Genomic DNA, 14,364 nt, shown 5'->3' on the forward strand with positions numbered 1-14,364 from the left:
TGCGGCGCCTTCCCCCGAAGGGGGACGCCGCCAGCGCGGCGGGGCGGCCCTTGCGCGGCGGCCGCTGGCCCACGCCGCGCCAGTCGTGAAGTTCCATCGGCAAACTCATTGTTGTAGCGTGTGAACGGTACCCATGGCCTCTGATTCCTCTCACTTCGTCATCATCGGCGGCGGCGTCATCGGCAGTGCCATTGCGTACTTCCTCACGCTGCAGCAGCCGAGCTGCTCGGTGGTGGTGGTCGAGCGTGACCCGACCTATGCGCGCGCATCGTCCGCGCTGTCGGCAAGCTCCATCCGCCAGCAGTTTTCTACTGACATCAATGTTCAGATCTCTGCCTACGGCATCGGCTTTCTGCGCCATGTGAACACGCTGCTCGCCTGCAACGGCGACGCGCCGGATGTGGGCCTGCACGAGGGCGGCTACCTGTACCTGGCCACCGCGGCCGGCGAGCCCACGCTGCGCGAGAACCATGCGCTGCAAAAGCGGCACGGCGCCGATGTGGCGCTGCTCAGCCCGCAGCAGCTGGCCGGACGGTTCCCGTGGCTGGCGCTGCAGGATGTGGCTCTGGGGTCGCTCGGGCTGTCGGGCGAGGGCTGGTTCGATGGCTACCTGCTGCTGACCGCGCTGCGCAAGAAGGCGCAGAGCCAGGGCGTGCGCTATGTGGCCGATGAAGCCGTGGGCCTGCAGATGGCCGGCAGCGACGGTGTGCAGCACGTCACCAGCGTGCAACTGAAAAGCGGCGATGCCCTCCCGTGCAGCTTTGCGGTGAATGCCGGCGGCCCCTGGGCGGCTGCCATTGCGGGCTGGGCAGGCATCGACCTGCCCGTGGTGGGCAAGCGCCGCACGGTGTTCCACCTGGCAAGCCCCGCGGCGCTGCCGGGCTGCCCGCTGCTCATCGACACCAGCGGCATCTGGCTGCGGCCGGAGGGCCCGGGCTTCATCTGCGGCTTTGCGCCGCAGGCCGACAACGACGCCGACTTTGCGCCGCTGGAGCCGGAGCACCACGCGTTTGAAGACCACGTGTGGCCGACCTTGGCCGAGCGCATTCCGGGCTTCGAGGCACTGCGCATGCAGGGCGCCTGGGCGGGCTACTACGAGATGAACACCTTCGATCACAACGCCATCGTGGGCCTGCACCCGGCGTGCGACAACTTCGTGCTGGCCAACGGGTTCTCGGGCCACGGCCTGCAGCAATGCCCTGCCGTGGGGCGAGGCCTGGCCGAACTGATGCTGACCGGGCGCTACCAAAGCCTCGATCTGTCACCGCTGTCCATCGAGCGCATTGCACGCAACGAGCCGCTGCTGGAAAAGAACGTGATCTGAATGCGTGCCGCAACCCGCAGCCTGCAATCCTCCGTCCGGAACATGCTCCGACCCAGCGCCAGGCTTCGACAAGCTCAGCCCGAACGGTCGGGGTGAGCCCTGAAGCCGGGCGCCTCCCCAAGCGGGGCCGCAGTACCTTTTCTCTCTTTCCCTTTGCCAACCACAACACCACCGGAGACAACGACCATGGCAACTTCCCGCACCCCCTTCACCGCGCTCGCCGCAGGCCTGACCCTGGCTTTCGCCACCTTGGCGCCCGCGAACGCGCAGACACCCACCACCCCCACGCTGGAGAAGATCAAGGCATCCGGTAAAGCCGTGCTGGGCGTGCGCGAGACCTCGCCACCCATGGCTTACGCGCTGGGCGCGAATGAAAAGTACGTGGGCTACCACGTGGAGCTGTGCGAACGCGTGCTGAAAGAAATCGTGCCCGACGCCAAGCTCGAATACATGGCCGTCACCGCGCAGAACACGCTGCCCCTGGTGCAGAACGGCACGCTCGACATCGGCTGCGGCCCCACCACCAACAACACCGCGCGCCAGCAGCAGGTGGCCTTTGCGGTGACGACCTATGTGAGCGAGGTGCGCATGGCGGTGCGCAAGGATTCGGACCTGAAGTCCATCAGCCAGCTGGGCAACCGCACGATTGCAGCCTCCACCGGCACCACAGCCGTGCAGCTGCTGCGCAAGCAGGAGCGCACGCTGGGCGCACCCGTCAAGACGGTGCTGGGCAAGGACCACCACGAGAGCTTCATGCTGCTCGAATCCGGCCGCGCCGACGCCTTCGTGCTGGACGACAACCTGCTGGCGGGCCTGATCTCCAACTCCAAGGACCCGTCGGCCTACCGCATCGTGGGTGAGCCGCTGGGCGCCGAGCCGATCGCGCTGCTGTTCCGCAAGGACGACCCCACCTTCAAGGCTGCGGTGGACGGTGTGCTCACGCGCCTGATGCAAAGCGGCGAGATGGAAAAGATCTACACCAAGTGGTTCGTGAACCCCATTCCGCCCAAGAACATGAGCCTGAACCTGCCGCTGGGCACCACGCTGCGCCAGCTGTTCGCCACGCCCAACGACAAGCCCCTGGAGTCCTACCAGCAATGAACGCCGCCATCCCCGCCACGGCCCTCCCCGCCACCGCCTTTCGCGCGGCCGACCGCATCAGCGCCATCGGTGTCTCGGACATCGTGCGCATCACGCAGGCCGCCAATGAATTGAAGCGCCAGGGCCAGCCCGTCATCGTGCTGGGCCTGGGCGAGCCGGACTTCGACACGCCCGTGCACATCCAGGAGGCTGCGCAGCGCGCCATGGCGCGGGGCGACACGCATTACACCGTGCTCGACGGCACGCCCGAGCTCAAGGCCGCCATCCAGCTCAAGTTCCGCCGCGACAACGGCCTGGATTTCGCCACCCACGAGATCACCGTGGGCGCCGGCGCCAAGCAGGTCATCTACAACGCGCTGATGGCCAGCCTGAACCCCGGCGACGAGGTGATCCTGCCCGCGCCGTACTGGACCTCGTACGCCGACATGGTGCTGATCGCCGGTGGCGTGCCGGTGGTGGTGCCGTGCAGCGAAGACAACGGCTTTCGCATCACGGCGCAAGAGCTGGATGCGGCCATCACGCCGCGCACGCGCTGGGTGTTCATCAATTCGCCATCCAACCCCAGCGGCACGGCCTACAGCGCCGAGCAACTGCGGCCCCTGCTGGAGGTGGTGCTGCGCCACCCGCAGGTGTGGGTACTGGCGGACGACATCTACGAGCACATCCTGTACGACGGCCATGCGTTTGCCACGCCAGTGGTGGTGTTGCCTGCGCTGCGGGACCGCACGCTCACGGTGAACGGCGTGTCCAAGTCGTACGCCATGACGGGCTGGCGCATCGGCTACGGCGCGGGTCCGCGCGCGCTGATCGCGGCCATGGCGGTGGTGCAGAGCCAGGCGACGTCGTGCGCGTCGTCCATCAGCCAGGCGGCGGCGGTGGCGGCGCTCACCGGCCCGCAGGACATCGTGGCCGAGCGCTGCCGCGAGTTCCAGGCGCGGCGCGACCTGGTGGTGGCATCGCTCAACGCATCGCCGGGCCTGCGCTGCCGCGTGCCCGAGGGTGCGTTCTACACCTTTGCCAGCTGCGAAGGCGTGCTGGGCCGCACTACACCGGGTGGCGCGCTGCTGCGCACGGACGCCGATTTTTGCGACTACCTGCTGCGCGAGTTCCACGTGGCGGTGGTGCCGGGCAGCGTGCTGGGGCTGGCGCCGTATTTCCGTATCTCGTACGCTGCGTCGATGGCTGATCTGCAGGAAGCCTGCGCGCGCATCCGCCGTGCGTGCGAGGCGCTGCGCTGACCCGCCTGTTTTTCTTGTTTGATTTCTCGTTCCGGACCTTTTGATATGACCACGCCTTCCACCTCCAGCCCCGCCCAGAGCCGCACCGGCGGCCAGATCCTGGTCCAGCAGCTCATCACCCACGGTGTGCAGCAGCTGTTTTGCGTGCCGGGCGAGAGCTACCTGGCCGTGCTCGATGCGCTGCACGATGCGGACATCGGCGTGACGGTGTGCCGCCAGGAAGGCGGCGCGGCCATGATGGCCGAGGCGCAGGGCAAGCTCACGGGGCAGCCGGGCATCTGCTTCGTGACGCGCGGGCCGGGCGCGACCAATGCGTCGGCGGGCGTGCACATCGCGCACCAGGACTCGACCCCGATGATCCTGTTCGTGGGCCAGGTGGCGCGCGGGGCCATGGGGCGCGAGGCGTTCCAGGAACTCGACTACAGCGCGGTCTTCGGCACCATGGCCAAGTGGGTGGTGCAGATCGACGACCCGGCGCGCGTGCCCGAACTCATCTCGCGCGCCTTCCACGTGGCCACCTCGGGCCGCCCCGGCCCGGTGGTGGTGGCCCTGCCCGAAGACATGCTGACGGAGGCGGCCACCGTGGCCGACGCGCTGCCCTACCAGGTCACCGAAACCCACCCCGGCGCCGCGCAGATGGCCGAGCTGGCCGAGCGCCTGGGCAAGGCGAAGCAGCCCGTGGCCATCCTGGGCGGCAGCCGCTGGTCTGAGCAGGCGGTGCGTGAGTTCACGGCGTTTGCTGCAGATTGGTCGCTGCCCGTGTACTGCTCGTTCCGCCGGCAGATGCTGTTTGCGGCCACGCACGCCTGCTATGGCGGCGACCTGGGCCTGGGCGTGAACCCCAAGCTGCTGGCGCGCATCCGCGCATCCGACCTGGTGCTGGTGGTGGGCGGGCGCCTGTCCGAAGTGCCGTCGCAGGGCTATGAGCTGTTCGACATTCCCACGCCCGCGCAGCCCTTCGTGCATGTGCATGCCGACGCCGATGAGCTGGGCAAGCTCTACCGCCCCACGCAGGCCATCCACGCCACGCCGCAGGCCTTTGCCGCGGCCTTGAACGCGGTGCGCCCTACGGCGCCGGTGCCGTGGAAGGCCCACACCGAAGCCGCCCATGCCGACTACCTGGCCTGGAGCGACCCGGCGCCCATCCGCATCCCTGGCGACCTGCAGATGGGGCAGGTGATGCAGCACCTCAAGGACGTGCTGCCCGCCGACACCATCTTCTGCAACGGTGCGGGCAACTTCGCCACCTGGATCCACCGCTTCTGGCCCTTCACCACGTTTGCGAGCCAGCTGGCGCCCACCAGCGGGTCGATGGGCTACGGGCTGCCCGCCGGTGTCGGCGGCAAGCGGCTGTGGCCGCAGCGCGAGGTGGTGATCTTTGCGGGGGACGGCGACTTCCTGATGCACGGCCAGGAGTTCGCGACCGCCGTGCAGTACGGCCTGCCGATCATCGTGGTGCTGCTGGACAACGCCATGTACGGCACCATCCGCATGCACCAGGAGCGCGAGTACCCGGGCCGCGTGAGCGCCACGGCGCTCAAGAACCCCGACTTCAAGGCCTACGCCCAGGCCTTCGGCGGCCATGGCGAGCGTGTGGAGCGCACCGAAGACTTCGCCCCCGCGCTGGCCCGCGCACGCGCGAGCGGCCTGCCCAGCGTGCTGCACTGCCTGATCGACCCCGAGGCGATCACGCCCACCGGCACGCTGCAGGGCATCCGCAAGGCGGCGCTGGCCAAGCAGTAGGCGGCGGCCCCGAGCGGGTGGGCGCGCGCGGCCAGGCCGTGCCATTTGTTACACGATGGTGGGGCGCGGGGCCCGGGTGGGGCCTTGGGGCGTGGAATGATCCACGTCCCCATCCATTTCACACGTTCCCATGCCCGCCCACAAACATGCCGACGCCCTGGTGTATGCCAGCAACCAGGTGATCCTGACCGACATCTCGTACACATCGTTCACCTACCCGGGCGACCAGGAGGCGCTGGCGGCGCTCAAGGGCATTCCGGGCGCGGGGCAGCTGCTGTCGTGGCTGGACGCCAATTTTTCCGAGCAGATCACGCACCTGAACAACAACGAGCAGATGGTGCGCATCAACGCCAACAACTATGGCTCGCTGTATGCGCTGGTGGAGCGTTGCTGCGCCATCCTGTCGTGCAAGGTGCCGGATGTATACATCACCACCAACCCCGAGCTCAACGCCTATACGTCGGGCCAGCGGCGCACCTGCATCGTGCTGCACAGCGGCCTGGTGGAAGCGCTCACGCCCGACGAGCTGTGCTTCGTCATCGGCCACGAGGTGGGTCACATCAAGGCCGCCCACGGGCTGTACCGGCAGCTGGGCGACATGCTGATCCGCTACTGGGACATCTTCGCGTCGGTCGTGCCGATCCCCGGCGTGGGCATGCTGCGCATTCCGCTGCTGCTGGCGTACTGGGAGTGGTACCGCCGGGCCGAATTCACCTGCGACCGCGCGGGCCTGCTGTGCCTGCAGAACCTGGGACCCGGCCTGAGCGCGCTGGCCAAGCTGTCGGGCAAGGTCACGGGCTACGAAGACGAGCGCAACATCGAAGAGACCATCGCACAGACCGAGGCCCACAAGGAGGTCAACAAGCTGGTGCAGCTGGTGTCCATCATGGAAAACTCCAGCACCACGCACCCCTTCATCCCGGTGCGCCTGAAGGCCCTGAAGGAGTACGCGGGCGGCGAGCAGTACCGCGAGATTCTGGCGGGCAACTACCGCCGGGACGTGCCGCAGCTGGCCGCTGCGCCTGCTGCACTGGCCGCGCCCGGCGACGAGGCTGCGGGCGGCGATGCGGCTGCGCTGCCGCAGCCCGGCGCCGCCGCCAGCGCCGGTGCCGGTGCTGCGGACGCCGCTGCGCCCTTGCTGGCCGCAGGTGCGCAGGCGGTGGACAAGTGGAAGAACTCGGCCGCCGGCCTGTTCAAGCGGTAGGCTGGAATGGCGGGGGCCGCAGGATAGGCCTGCACCCCGCCTGCGGCGCAGACACCGCGCAAAATAGCGGGTGTGACCGATCCTTCGCCCGACGCCTCTGCGCCTTCATCTGCTGACGCGCCATCTGCCGCCACGGCATCCACTGGCCGCCTGCGCCGCATCGCACACCTGGACATGGACGCGTTCTTCGCGTCGGTCGAGCTGCTGCGCTACCCGCAGCTCAAGGGGCTGCCCGTGGTCATCGGCGGCGGGCGGCGCAAGGTGGACGAGTTGCTGCTGCGCGGCCCGGACGGCACCGAGGAGCGCGAGCGGCGCTTCATCCCGGTGGAGGACTTCCCGCTGCTCAAGGACTACGTGGGCCGCGGCGTGATCACCACGGCCACCTACCCTGCGCGCCAGTTCGGCGTGGGTTCGGCCATGGGCATGATGAAGGCGGCCCGGCTGTGCCCGCAGGCCATCGTGCTGCCGGTGGACTTTGACGAGGTGCGGCGTTTCTCGCGCCTGTTCAAGAGCACCATCACCGACATCGCGCCGGTGATGCAGGACCGGGGCGTGGACGAGGTGTACATCGACTTCACCGACGTGCCCGGCGGCCAGCGCGAAGGGGGCCGCGTACTGGCGCGGCTCATCCAGAAAAGCATCTTCGACGTGACGGGGCTCACCTGCTCGATCGGCGTGGCGCCCAACCGGCTGCTGGCCAAGATGGCGAGCGAGTTCAACAAGCCCAACGGCATCTCCATCGTCTACGAGGACGACCTGCAGACGAAGATCTGGCCCTTGAACGTGCGCAAGATCAACGGCATCGGCCCCAAGGCGGGCGAGAAGCTGGCGGGCCTGGGCATCCACACCATCGGCGAGCTGGCCGCGCAGGACCCGCAGTGGCTGATTGCGCGCTTTGGCAAATCCAGCGGCGCCTGGATGCACCGCGTGGCCTGGGGCCGCGACGACAGCCCGGTGGTGACCGAGAGCGAGCCGGTGAGCATGAGCCGCGAGACGACGTTCGACCGCGACCTGCACGCCGTGCGCGACCGGGCGGAGCTGTCGGCCATCTTCACCGACCTGTGCGAGCGCGTGGCGGGCGACCTGCAGCGCAAGGGCTATGTGGGCAAGACCATCGGCATCAAGCTGCGCTACGACGACTTCAAGATCGCCACGCGCGACCAGACGCTGGACCGCTACACCCAGGACGCCGCCACCATCCGCCGCACGGCGGGCCTGTGCCTCAAGCGCGTGCCGCTCGACCGGAAGCTGCGCTTGCTGGGCGTGCGTGTGGGCACGCTGGAGCGGGTGGGTGAGGTGCCGGACGGCCCCCCGGAGCCGCGCGCGAGCCGGGTGCGCGAAGCGGACCCCCACACCCGACCGCTTTTTTAGGGGGCCGGTCCCGTTGCACTCGAACAATGCGTTCGGGCTGAGCCCTTCGACAGGCTCAGGACAGGCTCAGGAGAGGCTTGTCGAAGCCTTGCGCGGCGCTTCGACAAGCTCAGCGTGAACGGTTTCAAGTGCTTTTATGCCGACCCATCGGGGGTCCCCAGCAGGGCTACTGCCGCGCCGTGCGCACGTTGCGCGGCAGGCCTTGCGGGTGGCTGGTGCGCAGCGGGTTGATGTCCAGCCCGCCGCGGCGCGTGTAGCGCGCATACACCGTGAGCTTGATGGGTTTGCAGCGGGTCCACACGTCCATGAAGATGCGCTCCACGCACTGCTCGTGGAACTCGTTGTGGTTGCGAAAGCTCACCAGGTACTGCAGCAGGCCTTCCTGGTCGATCTGCGGGCCGCTGTAGCTGATCTGCACGCTGCCCCAGTCGGGCTGGCCGGTCACCAGGCAGTTGCTCTTGAGCAGGTTGCTGGTCAGCACCTCGGTCACGGGCGGCTGGCCCACTTCGGCGGTCAGCAGCTCGGGGGCGGGCTGGTACTGCGTGCATTCCACGTCCAGGCGATCCAGGCTCAGGCCGTCGAGCTCGTGCACGGGCTCCTGGTCGAACAGCTCGGGGCCGATGAGCCGCACACCCACGGTGGCCGGGTGCTCGCTGCCGCGCCAGGCGGCTTCGCTGATGTCGGTGCGGATGCGTGCCTGCACCTCGGCCGCATCGGCAAAGCGCGTGTTGTTGAAGCTGTTCAGGTACAGCTTGAAGGATTTGCTCTCCACGATGTTGGGCGTCTCGCACGGCACGGTGATGTGCGCCAGCGCCACCTGCGGCTTGCCGCGCTGGTTGAGCCACGACAGCTCGAACGCCGTCCACAGGTCGGCCCCGAAGAAGGGGGCTGCGCCGGTGACGCCGATCTCGGCCCGTTTGCCCGCCCGAGGGATGGGGAACAGCAGCGATGCGTCGTACTGGTCGATGTAGGCAGAGGATTTGCCGAGTTGGGATTGTTCTGGGGTGTTCATGCGGTGCCCGTGGACGGTGGCAGTTGGTTTGCTATGTTTTTAATAGCTGCTAGCGCTTATGGGGCAAGCGGTAGGGGCTGTTTTATTCAAATTTTCACTTGAATTCGCGCTCGCGCAGCCACTTGGTGGCGATCCACTTCTCGCCAGCGATCACCGGGGCGCCGCCGTGCAGGGTGCGGGTGGAGGGGTGGGGGCGCTCGTAGCTGAAGAACACGGCGTTGCCGCGCTGCGGCCCGACCTCGACATGCACGTCGGGGAAGGTGGTGCCGCCGCCTTTCTCGGGCGTGTTCAGGTACATCACCAGCGTGCCCACGCGCTGCCCGCCGCGCTTGACGATGGTGGGCGTGCCGGGCTCGGCCGGGTCGAAGTAGTCGTAGTGCGGCTTGTACTCTGCGCCAGGGCGGTAGTGCAGCACCTGCAGGCCTTCGCCGTTTTCTATGGGCCAGTTCAGCAGGCGGGCAATGCGCTCTTCGATGCGCTGCAGCAGTTCGCCTTCGCCGCGCTGGAAGAACATGCCATCGCTGGTGCGGTCGTCGTTGATCTCTTCGCCGCCGGTCTTGATCGCCACCGTGAGGGAGCGCGCCATGCGCGGCTCTGCCAGGGCGATCAGCGCATCGCACTCTTCGGGCGAGAGCAGGTTGCCAAACACCACGATGCGCGGCTGGGCCATGGCCAGCAGCACAGGGACCACGCGGTCGCCGCAATCCACCTGCGCGGGCGAGTCGCCCAGCTGCGGCTCGGGCACCGGCACGGCACTGGGCTGGCCTTGCTGCACAGCCAGCTCGTTGAGGTGGTCCTGCAGCGTGACTTCCATGGCATCGGCAGCCACGTCTTCGTCCCAGCCGGCATCGCGCATCGACTTCAGCACCACCGGCGCGGCATAGCCGGCCTGGGCCTGCTCGATGATCCAGCGGCGCAGTTCAGGGGTGATCGTTTGGGCGGTCGTCATATCAGCTCTCCATACAACAGGCACAACCAGAGGCCGGCACGCGCACGGTGGCGGGCTGTGCCGGGCCAGGGACGCCGTCGTCCCCCTGCACGCGCGCTGTGCGGCCAAGGGGCAACGGAAAGGCGGCGAAGCCGCTCAGGGCCATGCCCTCATCCTCTGCGAAAGACGAGGCGCTCCGGCGAGGAGGCCCCGGGGGCGAAAGCATAGCCGTCCAGGTCAAAACCTTCCAGTTTGTGCGGTGTCGCCACGCGGTGGGTGATGGCGTAGCGCGCCATCAGCCCGCGTGCGCGCTTGGCATGGAAGCTGATGATCTTGTAGTCGGTGCCCTTGAAGTCTTCGAACACGCAGTCGATGACGCGCGCCTTGAGCGCCTTGCGGTCCACGGCCTTGAAGTATTCCTGCGAGGCCAGGTTGATGACCACGGGCGTCTTGTCGGCGCGCAGGCGGGTGTTCAGGTGCTCGGCAATCTGGCTGCCCCAGTAGTCATACAGGTTGCTGCCGGCCTCGGTGGCCAGGCGCGTGCCCATCTCCAGACGGTAGGGCTGCATGCGGTCCAGCGGGCGCAGCACGCCGTACAGGCCGCTCAGGATGGCCACATGGCCCTGGGCCCAGGCCAGGTCCTCGGCGGACAGCGACCGGGCCTGCAGGCCGTCGTACACGTCGCCGTTGAAGGCCAGTGCCGCCTGGCGCGAGTTGGTGGCCGTGAAGCGCGGGCGCCACGCCTGGTAGCGGGCCACGTTGAGCGCGGCGAGCTTGTCGCTCAGGTCCATGAGCGAGGCAATGCTTTGCGGCGAATGCGTGCGCAGCACGTCGATGAGGGCTGTCGACTGCGGCACGAACTGCGGCGTGGTGTGCGGCAGGCCCTCGGGCAGGGGCGTGTCATAGTCGAGCGACTTGGCGGGCGAGAGCAGGAACAGCATGGGCAGGGCCGGGCGGGTGGTCGAAGGGTCGGATGGCGGGTGCGGCAGGCTGCCTGCATCGGCGATGCGGCAACCATGGGGCAGGGGGCGGTCGCCCTGGCGGCAGGGCTGCGGGGCGACGGACAAAATGGTAACTGCTGGGGCGGGCTTTGGCGCGGGCCAGGGTGATTTCGGTGGGCCGCCCCGCGCCCATGAAAAAAGGCGGCCCAGAGAGCCGCCTTTTTCGGGGTCACGCTGTGCCAGCGTGACTTGGGGCCGAAGCCGCGATCAGGCCGCGGGCGGCTTCTCGAACGGCAGGGTCAGGTCCGACAGGTCGCGGCGGGTTTCCACCAGCACCAGCGGGCCTTCGTCCAGCACCACCACGGGTGGGCGCTCGCGCGGCACGCGGATGGGGGTTGGCTCGGCAGCGATGGCGGCCTGCACGGCAGCGATCTTGTCTGCGTCCGAGTTCACCCACTGCAGGCCCGACGAGGCAGCAACCTGCTGCAGGTCGCTCACGGGCAGCGTGAAGGCTGTCACACGGGGCATGGACTCTGCGGCTGCGGCAGCGGGGGCTGCCGAGGGTGCGGCTGCCCGGGGTGCCACTGCCACCGGAGCTGGTGCAGGTGAAGGTGCGGGCGCAGCCACAGGAGCGGGCGCCGCGGCGGCAGGTGCCACCTGAGCAGGTGCTGTCACCGGGGCGGGCACTGCAGACGCTGTGGGCACTGCCACCGCGGGTGCGGCGTCTGCAGGTGCGGCAGGGACTGCTGCGCTGAAGTAGCTGCGGCGGGGCTGCTCGTCCTGATCGCCAGCGGCTGCGGCCACAGGGGCTGCGGATGCGGACACAGATGCGTCTTGCGGCGTGGCCACGGTGGGGTCGAAGTCCAGCATGGTCGAAGCTGCGTTAGCGGCGTCGGCATTGTCGCGGGGGCCACGGTCGCCACGTTCGCGGCGGTCACGGCCATAGCGGTCGCGGGAACGGCGCTCGCGGCGCTGCTCTTCGCTGACGGGGCCGCCGTTGCCATGGCCATTGCCTGCGGTTTCGTTGCCGGTCAGGTCCAGGTCGGGCAGCGCGGTCAGGGGCGAGGTGTCGACGAAGTCGCCGGCCACCGGTGCCGAGCCTGCTGCGCCGGCTTCCTGGCCTTCGGCGTTGCGGGGGCCGCGTTCGCCGCGGTTGCCGCGCTCGCCACGTTCACGGCGTGGGCCGCGATCGCCACGGGGCTGCTGGCCGGGTGCTGCATCGGCAGCGGAGCCGTTGCCGGGGCCGTTCGGGCCTTCCACCTGGGCTTGCGCTGCGGTGTTGTCACCGTTCATGCCAGCGGCCTGGTTGCGGCTTTCGGCGTCGCGGCGGCTGCGGCCACCGTCGCGGCCATTGCGGCCTTCACGGGGTTCGCGGCCGCCTTCGCGGGGTTCGCGGCCTTCGCCTTCGGGGCGGCGTTCTGCGTCACGCTGTGGGCGACCCTCAGCGTCGCGGGGGCCGCGGCCTTCGGCCGGGCGCTCGCCACGGGGGCGGCGGTTTTCACCGTTGCCTTCGCGGTTGCCGTCACGACCACCGCCTTCGCGCTGTCCGTCGCGGCCGCCACGGCCACGGCCGCGGCCTTCGCCGTTGCGTCCGTCGCGGCGGGGCTCGCCACGGCTGGTGGTGTCAGCGACTGGGGCGGGCGCCGGGGCTGCCACGGGTGCCGGGGCTGCGGCTGGTGGGGTGCCAAAGCCGAACAGGCTCTTGAGCCAGGCGAAGAAGCCTTGCTCCTGCGGTGCTGCGGGGGCGGGTGCCGCCGCAGGGGCTTGTGCCGGGGCGGGTGCGGGTGCGGCTGTGCCTGCGCCATGGCGCGGTGGCTGGCCGGCGCGCGGCGGGCGGGCCGCACCTTCGGGGCGAGGCTCGGCCATGGGGGCGGGCGCATCGGGCAGCACGCCCTTGATGACGGGGGTTTGCTTGTTGGTCGGCTCTTGCGAGCGGCGCGTCACGGCGGTCGGGTCTTCCACTTCTTCGGCGAGCTTGTAGCTGGCTTCGATGTGGTCCAGACGCGGGTCGTCGTGCTTCAGGCGCTCCAGGCGGTAGTTGGGGGTTTCCAGCGTCTTGTTGGGCACCATCAGCACGGCCACGCGCTGCTTGAGTTCGATCTTGGCGATCTCGGTGCGCTTTTCGTTCAGCAGGAACGAGGCCACTTCCACCGGCACCTGGCAGTGCACGGCAGCCGTGTTGTCCTTCATGGACTCTTCCTGAATGATCCGCAGGATCTGCAGGGCCGAGCTTTCCGTGTCGCGGATGTGGCCCGAGCCGCCGCAACGGGGGCAAGGGATGGAGGAGCCTTCGGACAGGGCGGGCTTGAGGCGCTGGCGGCTCATTTCCATGAGGCCGAACTTGCTGATGGTGCCGAACTGCACGCGGGCGCGGTCCTGGCGCAGCGCGTCGCGCAGGCGGTTTTCCACTTCGCGGCGGTTCTTCGACTCTTCCATGTCGATGAAGTCGATGACGATCAGGCCGCCCAGGTCGCGCAGGCGCATCTGGCGGGCCACTTCGTCGGCGGCTTCCAGGTTGGTGCGGGTGGCGGTTTCCTCGATGTCGCCGCCCTTGATGGCGCGGGCCGAGTTCACGTCCACCGAAACCAGCGCTTCGGTGTGGTCGATCACGATGGCGCCGCCCGAGGGCAGTTGCACGGTGCGGGCGTAGGCCGACTCGATCTGGTGCTCGATCTGGAAGCGGCTGAACAGCGCGGCGTCGTCGCGGTAGCGCTTCACGCGGGCGGCATGCTCGGGCATGACGTGCGCCATGAACTGGTGCGCCTGCTCGTAGATGTCGTCGGTATCGATGAGGATGTCACCGATGTCGTTGTTGAAGTAGTCGCGGATCGCGCGGATGACGAGGCTCGATTCCTGGTAGATCAGGAAGGCGCCCTTGCCGCCCTTGGCCGCGCCGTCGATGGCGGTCCACAGCTTGAGCAGGTAGTTCAGGTCCCACTGCAGCTCGGGCGCGGTGCGGCCGATGCCTGCGGTGCGCGCGATGATGGACATGCCGTTCGGGTATTCGAGCTGGTCCATCGCCTCCTTGAGCTCGGCGCGGTCCTCGCCCTCGATGCGGCGCGATACGCCACCGCCGCGGGGGTTGTTGGGCATCAGCACGACGTAGCGGCCGGCCAGCGAGACGAAGGTGGTGAGCGCCGCGCCCTTGTTGCCGCGCTCTTCCTTCTCGACCTGGACCAGCAGCTCCTGGCCTTCACGGATCACTTCATTGATGCGTGCCTGGCTGGGCGAGACGCCGGGGGCGAAGTAGCTGCGCGAGATTTCCTTGAACGGCAGGAAGCCGTGGCGGTCTTCGCCGTAGTCGACGAAGCAGGCTTCCAGCGAGGGCTCGACGCGGGTGACGACGGCCTTGTAGATGTTGCCCTTGCGCTGTTCGCGCCCTTCGATCTCGATTTCGTAGTCGAGGAGCTTTTGTCCGTCGACGATGGCCAGGCGCCGTTCTTCGGGCTGCGTGGCGTTGATGAGCATCCGCTTCATGATGCGATTCCTTCCGTGTTTCGCG

The 14,364-nt window shown here is 68.5% G+C and carries 10 protein-coding genes; 6 read left to right on the forward strand and 4 right to left on the reverse strand.

The features are described 5' to 3' along the window. The first annotated feature begins 133 nt into the window (after positions 1-133). The 6 genes from ASF16_RS02455 (at position 134) to ASF16_RS02480 (ending at position 7,981) form a co-directional block, all read left to right on the forward strand. On the forward strand, positions 134-1,324 hold the full coding sequence (locus ASF16_RS02455) for an FAD-binding oxidoreductase (protein ID WP_056162058.1): 1,191 nt from the start codon (positions 134-136) through the stop codon (positions 1,322-1,324). Between the two features lie 186 nt (positions 1,325-1,510). Beyond that, on the forward strand, positions 1,511-2,425 hold the full coding sequence (locus tag ASF16_RS02460; protein WP_056162060.1) for an amino acid ABC transporter substrate-binding protein: 915 nt from the start codon (positions 1,511-1,513) through the stop codon (positions 2,423-2,425). Next, entirely contained in the window at positions 2,422-3,663 is a 1,242-nt protein-coding gene (locus ASF16_RS02465; RefSeq protein WP_056162062.1) for a pyridoxal phosphate-dependent aminotransferase, read from the forward strand. Before ASF16_RS02460 ends, ASF16_RS02465 begins: the two co-directional genes overlap by 4 nt. 45 nt (positions 3,664-3,708) lie before the next feature. Beyond that, positions 3,709-5,406 (forward strand): thiamine pyrophosphate-binding protein, encoded by a 1,698-nt coding sequence (locus tag ASF16_RS02470; protein WP_056162064.1) that lies wholly within the window; start codon positions 3,709-3,711, stop codon positions 5,404-5,406. 130 nt (positions 5,407-5,536) lie between these two features. Continuing rightward, the gene (locus ASF16_RS02475; RefSeq protein ID WP_056162065.1) at positions 5,537-6,610 is read left to right on the forward strand and encodes a M48 family metallopeptidase; all 1,074 of its coding nucleotides are present in this window, start codon (positions 5,537-5,539) and stop codon (positions 6,608-6,610) included. Positions 6,611-6,784: 174 nt separating this feature from the next. Then, the gene (locus ASF16_RS02480) at positions 6,785-7,981 is read left to right on the forward strand and encodes a DNA polymerase IV (protein WP_056162067.1); all 1,197 of its coding nucleotides are present in this window, start codon (positions 6,785-6,787) and stop codon (positions 7,979-7,981) included. A 166-nt stretch (positions 7,982-8,147) separates the two neighbouring features. On the opposite strand, the gene queF is transcribed toward ASF16_RS02480, so the two are convergent. The 4 genes from queF to ASF16_RS02500 all read right to left on the reverse strand — a co-directional run bounded on the left by queF (position 8,148) and on the right by ASF16_RS02500 (position 14,339). Continuing rightward, on the reverse strand, positions 8,148-8,993 hold the full coding sequence (gene queF, locus ASF16_RS02485; protein WP_056162069.1) for an NADPH-dependent 7-cyano-7-deazaguanine reductase QueF: 846 nt from the start codon (positions 8,991-8,993) through the stop codon (positions 8,148-8,150). A gap of 94 nt (positions 8,994-9,087) precedes the next feature. Continuing rightward, on the reverse strand, positions 9,088-9,942 hold the full coding sequence (locus ASF16_RS02490; protein WP_056162070.1) for a 2OG-Fe(II) oxygenase: 855 nt from the start codon (positions 9,940-9,942) through the stop codon (positions 9,088-9,090). A 149-nt stretch (positions 9,943-10,091) separates the two neighbouring features. Next, on the reverse strand, positions 10,092-10,862 hold the full coding sequence (yaaA, locus tag ASF16_RS02495; protein ID WP_056162612.1) for a peroxide stress protein YaaA: 771 nt from the start codon (positions 10,860-10,862) through the stop codon (positions 10,092-10,094). A 267-nt stretch (positions 10,863-11,129) separates the two neighbouring features. Further along, a complete protein-coding gene (locus tag ASF16_RS02500; RefSeq protein ID WP_056162072.1) occupies positions 11,130-14,339 on the reverse strand; it encodes an Rne/Rng family ribonuclease in 3,210 nt (1,069 codons plus the stop codon). Between the last annotated feature and the right edge of the window lie 25 nt (positions 14,340-14,364).

Source organism: Acidovorax sp. Leaf78 (genome assembly GCF_001422735.1).
Lineage (GTDB): Bacteria > Pseudomonadota > Gammaproteobacteria > Burkholderiales > Burkholderiaceae_C > Acidovorax.